Genomic DNA, 16,020 nt, shown 5'->3' with positions numbered 1-16,020 from the left:
GGTTGCAATGCATAGATACCTGATGGTGGTGATCGTCGTCTTGATGGCTGCGCTGCGCACGGGCGCTGCGCAAACACCGGAAGCGAAATACCCCGACGTCGTGGCCGTCAAGGTTTCAGCCCGCGGCAGCAACACGTTTGACTTTGACGTCACGATGACCTCGCCCTATGACACCGCCCAACGCTATGCTGATGCCTTCCGTGTCATTGGACCGAAGGGCGAGGTGTATGGCGAGCGCGTTCTGCTGCACGATCACGCCGATGAGCAGCCCTTCACCCGCGAGCTTTACGGTGTCGCCATTCCAGCAGGCATCACATCAGTCCAGGTTCAAGGCCGTGACCAGAAATCGGGATATGGCGGGCGTCAGCAGAGCGTCGCCCTGCCCGGTCGCTGAAAGCAAAACGGCCGGATCGCTCCGGCCGCTTGCCTAATCAATCAAAGATAAGTCGTTCAGGCGACAGGCACGAAGGCGTAGCCATTGCCATCCTTGACGATGGTGCCAGCGCCCGGCACGCCCCAGTGATAGCCCGTCAGGACGGCCTTCTCGGCGATAGCCTTCTCGAACAGGCCCCGCCGATTGGTTTCGGCAAGATCGGGGATTGAGTCGAACACGATATGCCAGCCGGGATTTTTCATGTTGAGCGCCGGGATATTGGTCACGTCGCCGGTGACCCAAAGCTGCGAGGCGCCCGACCCGAGGACGTAGCTGGTATGGCCGGGTGTGTGGCCATTGGTCAGCATCGACTTGATGCCGGGCACCACCTCGGTGCCGGCTTCGGCCTGACGCAGATTTTTCCAGGTCGGGAAGGTTGCCTGAATGCGTTTGGCAAGGCCCTGGGCGGGCGCGGGCAATTTGTCGATGACGCCCGCATCCGTCCAGAATTTATACTCCATCGCCGACACGACGATTTCGGCATTCGGGAAGGTCTGGGCGTTGGTGTCTTTTGCCATGAGGCCAAAAATATGGTCGCCATGGAAATGAGTGACCAGGATGGTCGAAATACTCGCTGGATCGATACCAGCGGCCTTCATGCCGCTGGAGAAGACGAGACCGGTATTGGCGCCACCGGTCTGACCTCCGGTGCTGGAATCAAACATGATGGTCTTGCCGCCAAGTTTCACCACCGTCACCGTGAACGGGACCGGCACATGGGCGTCCGTCTGTCCGCTGGCCTTTAGCGCCGCCTTAACGTCGTCCACGGAGGCGTTGCGCACGAAATTCGGATCATGTGGCTTTTCCCACATGCCGTCGAAAATGGTCGTGACTTCGGCGTCACCCACCTTGAATTTGGCAAAGGGTTTGAACTCAGGCCCCTTCTGCGCATGGGCGCTGCCGATAAATTCAACTGGCCTGTCAAGGCCAAAAACCGCTGCCGCGCCGGCAGCCGACAACACGAAATTACGCCGGGAAAGAGACGTCATGCTTTGCTCCATTGAATGTGGCATCTGTGAATGTGGCATCTGACATTTTTTCTATACACACGTGCGGGCCGCCCGCACGCAATCGACGATCCAAAAGCCGCCATGGTGCTATATCACGCCCGGTTGATGACCGTCGAACCGTTCCCTGCCGCGCCTGATGCACGATTTCGTGTGAATCGCACCCGGCTGGAGGGTGATGGTGAATTCACCTGCATGCGCCGTCGTGATCGCCATCCTCCCATTTGATCCGTGTTGCTGCCCAGCGCATTATCTGATGTGAGGCTACGCCTCCTCTTTCAACCTTGGCAAGCAATCAGAGACTTATTTTCTCATATCCCTGACCAGCGCCTCAACCGCTGACTGGGTTGCACCACGAATGCGGGCATTGGGGCGACCGCCGGCGAGAAAAGCCACCGCCAGCAGGATTTCATCCGCCTTCGGGCCATCGGGTGCGGCAATCGTCATCGAGTCCATCGCATCATAGTTCCAGCCATCCTCGATGCCGCCGAAGATGATATCAATCGACGACCCGGCGGCGCCGACCTTGGCATTTCCCGGAATGAGAGCTGGTCCCCCTCCGGCTCCCTTGCGCATCGCAAGACCGATGCGCACATGGATCATCGCCGCGCCATGCTCAAGATCACCTGCGAGCCCGACAAGCGCGGCCTTGCCATAGCCAACAGGCGTCAAAGGCCCCAGCGCCTGCATGATCTTTTGAGTCAATATTTCACCGCAACGCACTGAGATATCGACGAGTTCAGAGAAATCATCGAGCGGTGAACTTCCCGCGAAAGGATTATGAATGATGGCCGCGGCGGCGATGCGACGCGTGGGCGTCACGAGCTGCCTGCCACCCTCGCGAAGAATTTCCTGATCAAACAACAGGATTTGGCGCACATCCATTCGAACCTGCTTTCATCATCGGGACGGGATGGCCTCGTCAGAATTCAGCCCTGCGCCTTGGCGCGCACGGCATCATAGGTCTTGAGATGGGTGGCGGCGATATCGAGTACCGGCAATGCCAGCCCGTGCCTGTGGCCGCGCGCCAGCATGTCAACCACGATATGATCGGCCTCGGTCGCCGCCCCGCGTTCGATATCGCGCAACATCGACGCCTTGAACGGCGAGCCGCGCTCCGTGAGATTGGCGACATAGGTGGTTAATGCCTGCGGGGCGGGCTTGAACCCTTCGGCAGCGGCAACCGACGTGCACTCATCCAGCAGCTGGCGGACGATACGCTCACCCGATGGCGTTTCCAGGATATCGCCGATGGCAGCGCGCATCAGGCAGGTGATCCCGGCAAGCGTGGTCAGAAAAACAAACTTGTCCCACAAATCCTGCGCGATCGCGGTAGTGAGCGTTGTCTCGATTTTTGCCGCCTTCATGCTCTCCACGAGCTTGTCGGCTATGGGCGATGGCGCATCGCTGAAGGCACCGAGGCGAAACCGGCAGAGCGGCGACATATGCTGAATGACGCCATCATCGCGCAATGTCACCGAGATATGAGCAACGCCGCCCAGTGTCACGGCTTCAGGAAAGGCCTGCTTCAGCCGATCAATATGGCTGACGCCGTTGAGAAAGGGAATGATGGCTGTTCCTTTGCCCACCCCTGACTTCACCGCAGCAATCGCCGTGTCGAGATCAAAGGCTTTGCAGGCGATGACAACGGCGTCAAATGCAGCTGGTGCGTCTTCGGCCAGCCGTGTCTTGACCGGCACGGTCAACATGCCGAGCGGGCTTTCGATACGCAGGCCATCCATTTTCAGGCGGTCGGCGCGCGCCTGCCGGACAAGAAACGTCACATCCTCCCCTGCCTCAACCAGCCTGCCACCCAGATAACCGCCGATCCCGCCGGCGCCCAAAATTAAAATACGCATCATGCCCTCTTGACGTCAGCCGGTGTCCGCCTTGTCGAGCGGTTCACACGTGGTTGGCACACTATGCCATAGGCAAAACGTGAATGAAGCCGAATTCTCGAATGGCGGCTAAACTGAAGATGGGCACCGGGAACAGTGCCGGCGCAAGGTCGCCCGTCATTGATCGCGCGATTGCTCATTTTACAGGCATATCCAGTGCATGACCCCGGCTTTGCATAATATCTAATCATCGATGCAGAGCTCCGATGACCTAATCTGTTCTTTTGTTATTAATTTCAGATATTTATTGATCGTCGGCACATGGCACGCGGATTGCTCTCTTCTTCCAGAATTGGCTGGATTCAACCAAGGGACAGGCCGCTTCATGTCGATGTTTCGAAATCCGTTTTCGCCCTCACGCCTCAACCGTTCCGGATGCGCCTGCGGGCAGCATGCAAGCCTTGAGGAGCATAATCGCTTTGCTGCCGAGGCGGTCGACACGCCGGCGGCTTCCAGTGATGATCAGATCAGCCAGATCGTTCAGTCAGCCGTGATGCGGGCTCTGTTTCCCCATGACGAGAGCCGCCGCCTGTTCCTCAAGACGGTGGGCGCCTCAACGGCGCTCGCCGCCATCTCGCAGTTCTTTCCGCTGGCAACGGCGAGCGATGTTTTTGCCCAGGGCGGGCCGCTCGAGAAAAAAGACCTCAAGGTCGGCTTTATCCCGATCACCTGCGCGACGCCCATCATCATGGCTCATCCCATGGGATTTTACGAAAAGCAGGGTCTGAACGTCGAAGTCGTCAAAACGGCGGGTTGGGCTGTCATCCGCGACAAGACAATCAACAAGGAATATGACGCTGCGCACATGCTGTCGCCGATGCCGCTCGCACTGACGGTCGGCGCTGGCTCGAACCCCATCCCCTATACGATGCCGGCGGTGGAGAACATCAACGGGCAAGCGATCACGCTTGCCGTGAAGCACAAGGACAAGCGTGACCCGAAATCATGGAAAGGCTTCAAGTTCGCCGTACCGTTCGACTATTCGATGCACAATTACCTGCTGCGCTACTATCTCGCGGAACATGGCATCGACCCTGATGCGGATGTGCAGATCCGCTCGGTCCCGCCGCCGGAAATGGTCGCCAATCTGCGTGCTGACAATATCGACGGCTTCCTTGCCCCTGACCCCGTCAACCAGCGGGCGGTCTATGACGGCGTCGGCTTCATCCACATCCTGTCGAAAGAAATATGGGACGGCCACCCGTGTTGTGCCTTCGCCGCCTCGCGGGAATTCGTGACGACGATGCCCAACACCTACAAGGCCCTGCTGAAGTCGATCATCGAGGCAACGGCCTTCGCCCAGAAGCATGAGAACCGCAAGCAAATCGCCGAAGCGATTGCCCCGGCCAATTACCTCAACCAGCCCGTGACGGTGGTCGAGCAGGTACTGACCGGCACCTTCGCCGACGGTCTCGGCGCCATCCGCAAGGTCCCGGACCGCATCGCCTTCGATCCCTTCCCTTGGGAAAGCTTTGCGGTGTGGATCCTGACGCAGATGAAGCGCTGGGGGCAGATCAAGGGCGATGTCGATTATGCCTCGATCGCCCGCCAGGTATTCCTGGCGACTGAAACAAGTGCCGTGATGAAGGAGGCGGGGCTTACTCCTCCCGCCAGCTCGACGAAGGGCTTTTCGGTGATGGGCAAGCCGTTCGACCCGTCGAAGCCGGCGGAGTATGTGGCGTCCTTCGCGATCAGGCGCGGCTGAGGGAATGACAACGTCACTGCCCTTTCGTGCCGGCCTGCTGTCGCTGGTAATCCTGGCGATTTTCCTCGGCGCCTGGCATATCGCCACCGCAGGATCGACACCGATCGCCAATATCGACCCCGAATACGCAAAATTGCTTGGACAGACTGCGACGCAGGGAAAATCGGCGATGCCCGGTCCGCTCGATGTCGGGCGGGCTTTGTGGACGCATCTGCGCGATCCTTTCTATGATCGCGGCACCAATGACAAGGGGATCGGCGTCCAGATCGCCTGGTCGGTTGCGCGCGTGGCGGCGGGATACGGGCTTGCGATCCTGGTGGCACTGCCGCTGGGGTTCGTCATCGGCATGTCGGCGTTGATCAGCCGGGCGCTTGATCCGTTCATCCAGATCATGAAACCCATTTCACCCCTCGCCTGGATGCCGCTCGCGCTCTACACCATCAAGGATTCAGGGCTGTCGGCCATCTTCGTTATCTTCATCTGTTCCTTGTGGCCGATGCTGATCAATACGGCGTTCGGTGTTGCCAGTGTCCGGCGCGAATGGCTCAACGTCGCGCGTACCCTTGAGGTCGGGCCACTGCGCAAGGCCTTTACCGTCATTCTGCCCGCCGCAGCGCCGACGATCCTGACCGGCATGCGTATTTCGATCGGCATTGCCTGGCTGGTGATCGTCGCCGCCGAGATGCTGGTTGGCGGCACAGGCATTGGCTATTTCGTGTGGAATGAGTGGAACAACCTGTCGATCACCAATGTCATCATTGCGATTTTAGTCATCGGCGTCGTTGGCATGGCGCTTGACCTGGTGCTGTCGCGCCTGACCCGCCTCGTTAGTTATCCGGAATAGGTGAGATGTCAGAGCGTTTCATCTCGATTGAGGGCATCGCCCGCGCCTATCCTGCGGCTGACGGATTGCCGATCGCGGTGTTTGAGGATTTGTGGTTTTCGATACGTCGTGGCGAATTCGTCTGCGCCATCGGCCATTCAGGTTGTGGCAAGACGACGGTATTGAACATCCTTGCGGGTCTTGATGAGCCGTCCACGGGTGTTGTCGTGGTCGACGGCAAGGGCATAGAAGGCCCTAGCCTCGACCGCGCGGTCATTTTCCAGTCGCACGCCTTGCTGCCGTGGAAAACGGTGCTCGGCAATGTCGCTTATGCGGTGAAATCGCGCTGGCCCAATTGGTCAGCCGACAAGATCAAGGCGCATGCCGAAAAAGCGCTGGGTGTGGTTGGCCTTTCAGGTGCTGAATTCAAGAAGCCTGCTGAGCTCTCCGGCGGCATGAAGCAGCGTGTCGGCATTGCGCGCGCGCTGTCGATTGAGCCGAAAATCCTGTTGATGGATGAACCCTTCTCCGCACTCGATGCACTGACGCGCGGCACGCTGCAAGACGAGGTCCGGCGGATCTGTCGCGATACGAGCCAGACAGTGTTCATGATCACCCATGACGTTGACGAAGCGATTTATCTTGCCGACAAAATTGTGCTGATGACCAATGGTCCGGGCGCTCAAATCGCCGAAATCGTTGACAACCCGCTGCCGATCGATCGCGCACGCACGGAAGTGCACAAGCACCCGGACTATTACGCGGTGCGCAATCATATCGTCGATTTTCTTGTATCGCGCTCCAAGAATTTTGCCGAGGAACAGGCGGCGCGCGTTGCCGGCGGCTTACCGCGCAATAATCGTCACCCGCCGGTTGTCCGACCGCTTGCCGCCCCTGCCCTCATGCCAGCAGCAACACGCGCCGCAAGCTAGCTTTGTTCACACATCACCCTCCAGGGAGTATTCCATGATCCGTGCTCAACTGACCGAAAAAATCCTCGATATCAAGCGTCGGAATGGCTGGACGTGGAAGTATATCGTCGACCATATCAACGGCATGGCGCCGACCCTCGTCGTGGGAGCGCTGCTTGGCCAGATGAAGCTCGTCAGGCCTCTTGCCAGGCGGGCTGCCGAACTGTTCGGCCTGTCGGCGGAAGAAGAGGCGATGCTGAACGAGGTGCCCAATCGTGGCACGCCGATGCCGCCAACCGATCCGCTGATCTATCGCTTCTACGAGATGGTGATGATCAACGGCCCGGCGTGGAAGGCGCTGATCGAGGAGGAATTCGGCGACGGCATCATGTCGGCCATCGATTTTGACTGCCATATCGAGCGCCAGCCAAACCCCAAGGGCGACCGGGTCAAGATCAATCTCACCGGCAAGTTCCTGCCCTACAAATATTACGGCAATGAGCAGGGCGTTCCTGAATATGGCTTCAAGGAACAAGGCTGAGCGCGCAGGATCATCTGCCTGCACTGCGAGAGGATCAGGGAGCCGCCTGCCAGCGGCCCCCGAGGCTCAACGACGACGAGGCGCGCCGCGAAAAGCACCACCGCCGGGAGGTGGGCCACCTTCGCCCTTATGGCGGAAGGTCAGGCGACCACGATCAAGATCGTAGGGCGTCATTTCAACCGTGACGCGATCACCGGCCAGCGTCTTGATGCGGTTTTTCTTCATCTTGCCGGCAGTATAGGCGACCACCACATGGTCGTTTTCCAGCTTCACCCGGAATTTGGCATCGGGCAGGACTTCAAGAACCGTGCCTTCAAATTCCAGTGCTTCTTCTTTCGCCATCTAGGTCGATTGCTCCATCAGCTATTCAAAATATTGCGGACCAGCTTGTCCTCGCATGTGCGCTGCACAGGCTTTTATACGGTTTTTCGCTTTCCTCAAGCACCAAACGCGCTGGTCAGCCATCCACCTTCGCGGCGGCACGCCGTGCGCGATAGGCATCAATATGAATTTCAAGCTCCGCCCGGTCAGTCATGCCAGCCGGTTTGAGGCGGGTCGCGCAAGCCTGCTGGAACGGCACGAAGCGCTCATGGGCGACGCCAAGCAGGCGGCGCAATTCGACGAGTGGCTCCCCATGATCATCAACGCGCAGGTCGAGATCGGGAAAGGCCTCGCTCGTCCATATTTTGAGGGCGGCTGACTGCTTGCCGCGTTTGTCACCGCCTGCCTGCTGGCCGGCCTCAAGCGCGCGCAGCAGACGTTCGTCAAATTCGAGATCCGCGCCGGCGATATAGGCTTTCAGTGTTTCGTCCACCACTTGCGGACCAGCCAGCATGTTACCGGCAACCGAAACGAAGGGCGCTGACACCGATCCGCACCAGTCGATGCATTCGCTACCGGTAAAGCGGGCCGTCTGGCCTTCGCGGTCGATGACGTGGAGCTGGCGATGCTCGCGCCCGCTATCGGCAGCCGTCAGAATGGCGATGACGTCGCTGGCGCTGCGTCCCTCCTGCAGAAGGCGGTGACCGTCGACCATGTAAAGCGGGTTGGTGAAGGCCTGCGAGGCGAGCGCGCCGATCAGCCCGCCACCGGCTGGCACGCGGGCGCCAACCGCAAAGGCGCAGGTGGTGACGGCGACAGCGTAGGCGCCGCTTCTTTTGTCTTTGGCGACAATCGACCACGTCATGCCTCAGCGCCCGACCGCATATGCCTGCATGAGGCGCGGCGTCGCGGCTGCGTGCAGCACGCCGTCCGGGCGGATGCCGGCAGCCGTCAGACGGCCCACCGACCATTCCGCCGCCACCTCGACGCGGTGGCCGCGCGCTTCCAGCGCTTTCAGTGCGGCATCGCCAATGGATGCTTCGACCGTCAACTGCCCAGGATTGGCCTCGCGCGGATAGAAGGAGGAGGGAAAATGCTGGGTGTGGAAGAGCGGCAGATCGATTGATTCCTGGAGGTTCAGACCGTGATGAACATGACGCAGGAAAAGCGAGAGCTGCCATTGCTCCTGCTGGTCGCCGCCCGGCGTACCAAAGACCAGACGCGGCTTGCCATCTCTCGAGGCCAGCGTCGGGGTCAGCGTCGTGCGTGGCCGCTTGCCGGGCGCGAGCGATGCCGGCAGCCCCTCCTCGAGCCAGAACATCTGCGCGCGCGTGTTGAGTGCAAAGCCAAGCTCGGGGATGACGGGAGAGGATTGCAGCCAGCCGCCCGAGGGGGTTGCCGAAATCATATTGCCCCACTGGTCGATGGCATCAATGTGGACGGTATCGCCACGGCGCGCCGTGCCAGCCGCCTGCATGCTCTGCATCGTCGGCTCGCCGAACGTGCCAGCTGTCTGCTGTACCGAGCCCAATTTGCGTACCCCTTTCAGCATGCGCGCCACCTGCAATTCATAGCCCGGTATGGTGCCCGGGCGCAGCTCGTGCGAGGCGCGCGGCCCGATCAATTTGCGCCGCTCATCGGCATAAGTCCCGGACAGAAGCTGCTCGATCGGTACCTTCACGAAAGCCGGGTCGCCGTAATAGGCCTCGCGGTCGGCGAAGGCGAGCTTCATGGCCTCGGCGAGCGTGTGGACGAAGGCTTCACCTGCCGGATCAAGGGCAGCGATATCGGTACCTTCCAGCAGCGCCAGCGTCTGCAGGAAAACAGGCCCCTGCCCCCACGGTCCCGTCTTGTGGAGCGTCCAGCCGTGATAATCGCGGGTCAGCGGCGCCTCATAGGTGGCCTTCCATCCCGCCAGATCATCGCCGGTGAGCAGCCCCTTATGGCGGCGCCCCGATGCATCGAGCACCTCTTCGGTGCGGCAGAAGCGGTCCATCGCCTCGGCGATGAAACCGCGATAATAGATGTCGCGTGCCGCCTCGAACTGGCCGTCGCGGTCAGGCGTGCGGGCTTCGGCTTCGCCGAGCAGACGGAGCCAGCAGGCGGCAAGTGCCGGATTGGCAAAAAGTTCGCGGGCTTTCGGCGCTTCGCCTCTTGGTAACCAGACCTCGCCGGACGTTGGCCATTCACTTGTGAACAGATCGCGCAGCCCGGAAATCGTATCGGCAACGCGCGGCAGCATGGGATGGCCCCTGCCGGCATAGCCGATGGCCGGCTCCAGAATATCGCGCAGCCGCAATCTGCCGTGATCGCGCACCAGCTGCATCCATGCGTCAAAGGCGCCGGGAACGACCGTTGCCAGCAGGCCGGAGCCTGGAATGAGATCAAGACCCAGTCCCTTGAAAGCCTGAATGGTGGCGCCCGCCGGCGCGCTGCCCTGTCCGCACAAGACCTCAACCTTGTCATTCTTCGCCGAATAGAAAATCGCCGGCACCTCACCGCCTGGCCCGCACAGATGCGGTTCAACGATCTGCAGGACAAAGGCCGCGGCCGCGCACGCATCAAAAGCCGTGCCGTTCCTTTCCAGCATCGACATACCGGTCTGCGAGGCAAGCCAGTGGGTGGAGGTGACGACGCCAAACGTCGCGAGGATTTCAGGGCGGGTTGTGAACATGGCTGATCCCTTTTTGTAACTATTCAGGAGCGGCGCGGGTCAAGCGCATCGCGCAGCCCGTCACCCATCAGATTGAACGCCAGAACGACCACGAAAATGGCAAGACCCGGCCATAACGACATCCACGGCGCCTGCTCGATAAAATTCTTGGCGGTGTTCAGCATGGAGCCCCAGGAGGGCGATGGCGGTTGCTGGCCAAGTCCGAGGAAGCTGAGGCTTGCTTCGGCGATGATGGCTGAGGCGGTGGCAAGCGTTGCCTGCACGATGACAGGCGCGATGACATTGGGCAGCACATGACGGATCAAAATGACATGATGGGGCAGGCCGATGGCGCGCGCACCCTCGACATAGTCCTCGGCCTTCACCGAAATCACCTGTCCGCGCGTCAGACGCACGAAGATCGGCATGGCGGCAAGGCCAATGGCGACCATGGCGTTGGCGAGCGAGGGTCCGAGAAACGCTGCCAGGGCAATCGCCAGAATAAGGAACGGGCAGGCCAGCAATGCCTCGGTGCATCGCGAGATGACCATGTCAACAAGTCCGCCGTAATAGCCCGCGATCAGACCAATCGGCAGGCCGATGGCAATGGCAATGGAGACCGAGATGACGCCGGCCATCAACGAGGCGCGAGCACCATAAAGCATGCGCGCGAACAGGTCGCGCCCGAGTTCGTCTGTTCCCAGCCAGTAGGCGAGGCCTGGTGGCTTGCGAATGGCCAGGAAATTGGTGGTGTTTGGATCGTAGCGTGTGATCAGGGGGGCCAGGATCGCCATCGCCAGGATCAGCGCGATGACACAGGCGCCGGCGACGGCGCCACGGTTGGACAGAAAACGGGTGAGCGCGCGAGAGCGCGCTCTTGGGGCAGAGATTTGTGCATTGGTGGCAAGGAGTGTCATCGCGTGCCCCTCAGGCGCGGATTGACGATCACATAGAGGATATCGGCCAGGAGATTCATGGCGATGAAGCCGACCGCCACGCACAGCACCACGCCCTGGACGACAGAATAATCCCGGTTGAAGACGCCATCGACGATGAGTTTGCCAAAGCCTGGAATGGAGAAAATCTGCTCGGTCAGAACAGCACCCGCCATCAACTCGCCAAACAGCAGGGTGGCAATCGAGACCACAGGGATAAGGGCGTTGCGGAAGGCGTGTTTCCACACGACTGCTGGTTCAAACAGGCCCTTGGCGCGGGCGGTGCGCACATAATCTTGGCTCAATACCTCCAACATCGATGATCGGGTATGGCGCATGATGGTGGCGGCAAGCGCGTTACCCAGAACAAAGGCTGGCATGATCATCGTCTGCAGAGCGCGCCACGGGTCTTCCCACAGAGAGACGAAGCCTGACGCCGGCAGCAGGCGGAAATTCACCGACACGATGAGAATAAGAATGATGCCCAGCCAGAAATTGGGGATCGACAGACCCGACAGAGCCATCGTCGACACCGCGCTGTCGACCCAGGTCCCTTTGCGGGTGGCGGCAAAGACACCCAGGGGAATACCGATCCCCAAGGCAAAGATCATGGCAAAAGCCGCCAACTGCAGGGTAACCGGCAATTTCTGCACGATGAGAGCAGATACCGAGGCACCGGTGCGCAATGAAGCGCCAAAATTACCCTGCACCACTTGTTTGATCCACGCCCAGTACTGCAGCGGAATGGGGTCGTCGAAGCGATAGAGCTCGCGCAGATAGGCCAGCACCTGCGGGTCGCGCTCCTCGCCGGCAATGACCAGAACGGGGTCCCCTGGCAGCAGTTTCTGCAGGCCAAAAACGAAAATTGACACGAGTATGAGCGTCGGCAAGGCGATCAGCAGGCGTCGGGCGATCATCTCCAGCACGACGAGCACCTCCTGATCCCAAAGGCGTCGGCGCCCTCCTGATCACCCGGACTTGCCCCGGCCGCAAGCGCCCGAGCCGGACTGTGCCCTGGCGCGAGCCAGCACCGGGGCACACTGGCAAGCTCTGTAAAAAGACACCGGTGCCTTGTGCTCATCTGGTGATTTTCATGCCATTCAACCGGATGATGCCATCAGGATAAGGCACGAAACCATCCACTTTCGCTGACACGACATAGGGCCAGTTCCAGTAGAGCAGATAGATGATCGGAAGGTCCTCCTGCACAATCTTCTGCACGGCGTCGTAAAGTTTGCGGCGCTCCGCCGGCTCGTATCTGGTCCGCGCCTCATTCATCAGGCGGTCGACCTCGGCGTTCGAATATTTGCCGTCATTCTGGCCACCGCCAGTCGTCCAGAAGACATGGGTATTGCCATCAGGATCAGCACGCCCCGACCAGCCGACCGAACTCATCTGAAAACGGCCGGCAACCTGCTCGCGCAGGAGCGTGGCAAATTCTGTCGAACGTATCTTGACGTTGAAGCCGGCTTCGCCCGCCATCGCCTGAACGACCTCGACGAGGCGCAGGAAGACGGGGTTGTTGGCAGCCTGGATTTCGACGTCGATGGGCGCCTTGTCCAACCCCGCCTCCTTCAGGAGTTGCCTCGCCTTGGCGACATCGCGGGCGGGTAACTTGATATCGGGGTTATGGGCGAAACTGGACGGCGGGAACGCCTGAATGGCGGGCGGATAGGTGCCCTCGAACACAACGTCACTCAGCGCCTGACGATCAAGCGAGAGGCTGAAGGCCTGGCGCACGCGCTTGTCGCGCCCCAGCGGGTTGTCGGCTGCCGGACCGTTGCCGACATTGACGGTCAGGCCTTGATAGCCAAGCCCGGTGATCTCGACATATTTGAGCGATGCATCGCTCTTGACGCTCTTCGTATCGGTTGGCGCCAGGCGCTCCAGCATGTCAAGATCGCCCGAGCGCAGATTGGCAAGGCGCACGGTCGTATCGGGAATGGCGCGATAGATGACGCGATCAAACGCATAGTCCTGCTTGCGCCAGTGATCAGCAAAGCGCTCCAGCACGATGCGATCATTCTGGACGCGTTCGACGAATTTATAGGGACCTGAACAGACCGGCTTTGCCGCGACATCACTGGCGAGTGATTTTGGCGCCAGCATCATCCCAGCGCGATCAGACAGTGCGTAAAGGATCGTGGCATCGGGTTTCGCCAGTTTGAGGAGGATGGTCGAGGCATCGACCACATCAACAGACGCGATCGACGCCAGCTCGGATTTACGCCGCGAGTCGGCCAGCGTCCGGGCGCGGTCGAGATTGGCTTTCACCGCCTCGCCGTCCATCGCCTCACCATCGTGGAATTTGACGCCGGCGCGCAGCTTGATGGTGATTGATAGGCCATCGGGAGAGATCGTCCACGAGGAAGCGAGCTGCGGCACCAGTTCAAGTTTGGGCGAGATATCGATCAGCTTGTCACAGAGCGCGGCAAAAACCACGCGTCCGACATAGGTATTGCCCTTGTGCGGATCGAGCGCATCAGGATCTTCCTGCAAGCCGATACGGAAGGTGGATTGCGCCGAGGCGGGCGATGCAGCAGCGCATGCCAGCAAAGCGGCAAGGCCGGTGGCGAGGAGCGGATATCGGGTCATGGTGTGATGGAACCTCCCTGAGATGACGATTGACGCAAAGCGTCGGCGAAGACAGCGATACGCTGCTGGCGTTGGATTGAAGGTGTGAAGGCAAGAGGGGCGCTCGCGCCGGCGGCGGCAATCTCGCGCCAGAAATGACAGGAAACGGAGCGACCTTCCTCAACCGTTTCGCTCACGGGCCGCTCACTTGAGCAACGCGCCCGGGCATGGGCGCAGCGCGTGTGGAAACGGCATCCCGACGGCGGACGGCTCGGGCTCGGCGGATCGCCTTCAAGCAGCGCATGCTGGCGCCGCGCTGCCGGATCAGCGATGGGGGCGGACGCGATCAGCGCCTGGGTATAGGGGTGAAGCGGCGTCTCGAACAGCGCGTCTGCGGGTGCAAATTCGACAATCTCGCCCAGATACATCACCGCCACCCGCTCGCTGACATGGCGAATGACGGCGAGGTTATGGGCAATCAGCACAAGGGTAAACCCAAGCTCGCTGCCAAGGTCCTCCAGCAGGTTGATGATCTGGGCCTGAATCGAGACATCGAGTGCTGATACCGGCTCATCGCCCACCAGCAGGCGCGGCCCGCTGGCGAGCGCCCGGGCAATCGCAATACGCTGGCGCTGGCCGCCAGAAAATTCATGCGGATAGCGGGATGCATAGGCAGCGGGCAGACCGACCAGCCCCAACATGCGCGCCACATGGTCAGCAACATCCCGGCCCTTCGCGATCCCGTGGAAGCGGATCGGCTCGCCAATCAGCGTCGCCACCGTGTGGCGCGGGTTGAGCGAGGCATAAGGGTCCTGAAAGACGATTTGCAGCGCCTTTCTTCTCTGCCGCATCGCCTTGTCATCAAGGGCCATCAGATCAACGCCCTCAAAACGAACGGAGCCGGCATCAGCCTCAATCAGCCGCAGGAGGCAGCGGCCGAGGGTTGACTTTCCACACCCCGATTCACCGACGATCGCCAGACGTTCGCCCTTGCGGACCTGCAATGAGACACCGTCAACCGCACGCACCGGATCACTGCGGCCAAACAGGCGGGATGAGCCGAACTGCTTGACGATACCTTCTGCCTCGAGAATGTGCGGACGCAGCGGGGGTGATTGTTCGGGTGCGGTATCTGCTTTGGTCATCGAACCCGCCCGCTTATGGTTTCAACCGGCGCTTCGAAGCAGGCGACACGGTGGTTGCCAACACCGAGTGCGCGCAATGGCGGGCGTTCAGATGTACATCTGGCGGTGACAAACGGACAGCGGCTGGCAAAGCGGCAGGCGGATGAAAAAGCTTCCGGCGGCGGCACGCTGCCGGGAATGGCGGCGAGCCGCCCCAAGCGTTTGCCTAGTCCTGGCATCGAGCCCAGCAAGCCAATGGTATAGGGATGCTGCGGATCATCAAAAATATCCGCAACCGGGCCGCGTTCAACCACGCGCCCCGCATACATGACTGCGACCTCGTCCGCCACTTCCGCGACAACGCCCAGATCATGGGTCACCAGCACGACGGCTGTGCCGCTTTCAGTCTGCAATTGACGAATGAGGGCAAGGATCTGCGCCTGGATGGTCACATCGAGCGCGGTCGTCGGCTCATCGGCGATGAGGAGCGTCGGGTCATTGGCAAGCGCCATGGCGATCATCGCGCGCTGGCGCATACCGCCTGACATTTCATGAGGATAGGCATCAAGGCGTGTTGCGGCTGCGGGAATGCGCACGCGCTCCAGCATGTCACGGGCACGCGCCCTGCCCTGCGCCTGGCTGCAATTGCGATGGCGCACGACGCTTTCAGCAATCTGATCGCCGATGGTGAAGGCCGGGTTGAGCGCCGTCATCGGCTCCTGGAAGATCATGGCCATACGGTCGCCGCGCAAATCAGCCAGAGCATGTTCGCTCAGCGCGAGCAGGTCCCGCCCCTCGAAGCGGACCGCGCCGGCGGTTACCGTCGCTGCTGGCTTTGGCAACAACCCCATGACCGCCAGAGAGACAATGCTTTTGCCGCAGCCTGATTCACCCACCACGCACAAGGTCTTGCCAGGGCCAACCGACAGCGACACGCCATCGGCGACATGGATGCCGGGCGGGTGGGCAGCAAACCGTATCGCCAGATCACTCACATCGAGCACCGGCACGGTCGCGGACACGTCACGACGATCTGCAACTTGCCGCTCGACGACGCCCAAAACCGCTCCTTACCCATTTTTCAAGTTTAGAATA

At 60.6% G+C, this 16,020-nt stretch carries 16 protein-coding genes; 5 read left to right on the top strand and 11 right to left on the bottom strand.

Annotated features, from left to right (window positions below; all coding sequences use genetic code 11):
- Nucleotides 1-7 precede the first annotated feature (7 nt).
- A complete protein-coding gene (locus ACINK1_RS08390) occupies nucleotides 8-394 on the top strand; it encodes a hypothetical protein (RefSeq protein WP_376800939.1) in 387 nt (128 codons plus the stop codon).
- A 56-nt stretch (nucleotides 395-450) separates the two neighbouring features.
- Here the strand turns inward: ACINK1_RS08390 and ACINK1_RS08385 are convergent, their stop codons facing one another.
- The 3 genes from ACINK1_RS08385 to ACINK1_RS08375 form a co-directional block, all read right to left on the bottom strand.
- On the bottom strand, nucleotides 451-1,422 hold the full coding sequence (locus ACINK1_RS08385; protein WP_376800940.1) for an MBL fold metallo-hydrolase: 972 nt from the start codon (nucleotides 1,420-1,422) through the stop codon (nucleotides 451-453).
- A 321-nt stretch (nucleotides 1,423-1,743) separates the two neighbouring features.
- A complete protein-coding gene (locus ACINK1_RS08380) occupies nucleotides 1,744-2,325 on the bottom strand; it encodes an amino acid synthesis family protein (RefSeq protein ID WP_376800941.1) in 582 nt (193 codons plus the stop codon).
- A 44-nt stretch (nucleotides 2,326-2,369) separates the two neighbouring features.
- Complete coding sequence (locus tag ACINK1_RS08375) at nucleotides 2,370-3,302, bottom strand: ketopantoate reductase family protein (protein WP_395760076.1); 933 nt, start codon at nucleotides 3,300-3,302, stop codon at nucleotides 2,370-2,372.
- Nucleotides 3,303-3,663: 361 nt separating this feature from the next.
- On the opposite strand from ACINK1_RS08375, the gene ACINK1_RS08370 reads away from it, so the two are divergent.
- Genes ACINK1_RS08370 through cynS form a run of 4 tightly spaced genes read left to right on the top strand, consistent with a single transcriptional unit; the run spans nucleotide 3,664 to nucleotide 7,318 of the window.
- Nucleotides 3,664-5,043 (top strand): CmpA/NrtA family ABC transporter substrate-binding protein, encoded by a 1,380-nt coding sequence (locus tag ACINK1_RS08370; RefSeq protein WP_376800943.1) that lies wholly within the window; start codon nucleotides 3,664-3,666, stop codon nucleotides 5,041-5,043.
- A 4-nt stretch (nucleotides 5,044-5,047) separates the two neighbouring features.
- A complete protein-coding gene (ntrB, locus tag ACINK1_RS08365) occupies nucleotides 5,048-5,887 on the top strand; it encodes a nitrate ABC transporter permease (RefSeq protein WP_376800944.1) in 840 nt (279 codons plus the stop codon).
- A 5-nt stretch (nucleotides 5,888-5,892) separates the two neighbouring features.
- Nucleotides 5,893-6,798, top strand: coding sequence for an ABC transporter ATP-binding protein (locus ACINK1_RS08360; protein WP_376800945.1), 906 nt, complete (start codon nucleotides 5,893-5,895; stop codon nucleotides 6,796-6,798).
- A gap of 34 nt (nucleotides 6,799-6,832) precedes the next feature.
- Complete coding sequence (cynS, locus tag ACINK1_RS08355; protein ID WP_376800946.1) at nucleotides 6,833-7,318, top strand: cyanase; 486 nt, start codon at nucleotides 6,833-6,835, stop codon at nucleotides 7,316-7,318.
- Nucleotides 7,319-7,384: 66 nt separating this feature from the next.
- On the opposite strand, the gene infA is transcribed toward cynS, so the two are convergent.
- From infA to ACINK1_RS08315, 8 genes are all read right to left on the bottom strand, one after another.
- On the bottom strand, nucleotides 7,385-7,660 hold the full coding sequence (gene infA, locus ACINK1_RS08350) for a translation initiation factor IF-1 (protein WP_376800947.1): 276 nt from the start codon (nucleotides 7,658-7,660) through the stop codon (nucleotides 7,385-7,387).
- A gap of 115 nt (nucleotides 7,661-7,775) precedes the next feature.
- Entirely contained in the window at nucleotides 7,776-8,504 is a 729-nt protein-coding gene (locus ACINK1_RS08345) for a DUF1028 domain-containing protein (protein ID WP_376800948.1), read from the bottom strand.
- A 3-nt stretch (nucleotides 8,505-8,507) separates the two neighbouring features.
- Nucleotides 8,508-10,313 carry a gamma-glutamyltransferase family protein gene (locus ACINK1_RS08340; protein WP_376800949.1) on the bottom strand — a complete coding sequence of 602 codons (1,806 nt, stop codon included), beginning with the start codon at nucleotides 10,311-10,313 and terminating at the stop codon, nucleotides 8,508-8,510.
- Nucleotides 10,314-10,336: 23 nt separating this feature from the next.
- Nucleotides 10,337-11,209 (bottom strand): ABC transporter permease, encoded by an 873-nt coding sequence (locus tag ACINK1_RS08335; protein WP_376800950.1) that lies wholly within the window; start codon nucleotides 11,207-11,209, stop codon nucleotides 10,337-10,339.
- Nucleotides 11,206-12,144 carry an ABC transporter permease gene (locus ACINK1_RS08330; RefSeq protein ID WP_376801005.1) on the bottom strand — a complete coding sequence of 313 codons (939 nt, stop codon included), beginning with the start codon at nucleotides 12,142-12,144 and terminating at the stop codon, nucleotides 11,206-11,208. The genes ACINK1_RS08335 and ACINK1_RS08330 overlap by 4 nt, the downstream gene beginning before the upstream one ends.
- A gap of 160 nt (nucleotides 12,145-12,304) precedes the next feature.
- Nucleotides 12,305-13,822 (bottom strand): ABC transporter substrate-binding protein, encoded by a 1,518-nt coding sequence (locus ACINK1_RS08325; RefSeq protein ID WP_376800951.1) that lies wholly within the window; start codon nucleotides 13,820-13,822, stop codon nucleotides 12,305-12,307.
- Complete coding sequence (locus ACINK1_RS08320) at nucleotides 13,819-14,946, bottom strand: ABC transporter ATP-binding protein (RefSeq protein WP_376800952.1); 1,128 nt, start codon at nucleotides 14,944-14,946, stop codon at nucleotides 13,819-13,821. The genes ACINK1_RS08325 and ACINK1_RS08320 overlap by 4 nt, the downstream gene beginning before the upstream one ends.
- Nucleotides 14,943-15,986 (bottom strand): ABC transporter ATP-binding protein, encoded by a 1,044-nt coding sequence (locus ACINK1_RS08315; protein ID WP_376800953.1) that lies wholly within the window; start codon nucleotides 15,984-15,986, stop codon nucleotides 14,943-14,945. The genes ACINK1_RS08320 and ACINK1_RS08315 overlap by 4 nt, the downstream gene beginning before the upstream one ends.
- Nucleotides 15,987-16,020: the final 34 nt, after the last annotated feature.

Origin of the sequence: Raskinella chloraquaticus (SeqCode) (assembly GCF_021731865.1) — a bacterium.
Classification (GTDB): Bacteria; Pseudomonadota; Alphaproteobacteria; order Rhizobiales; family UBA4765; genus Raskinella; species Raskinella chloraquaticus.
Note: the sequence above shows the minus strand (reverse complement) of the source record. Positions and strands in the feature narration are given on the sequence as shown.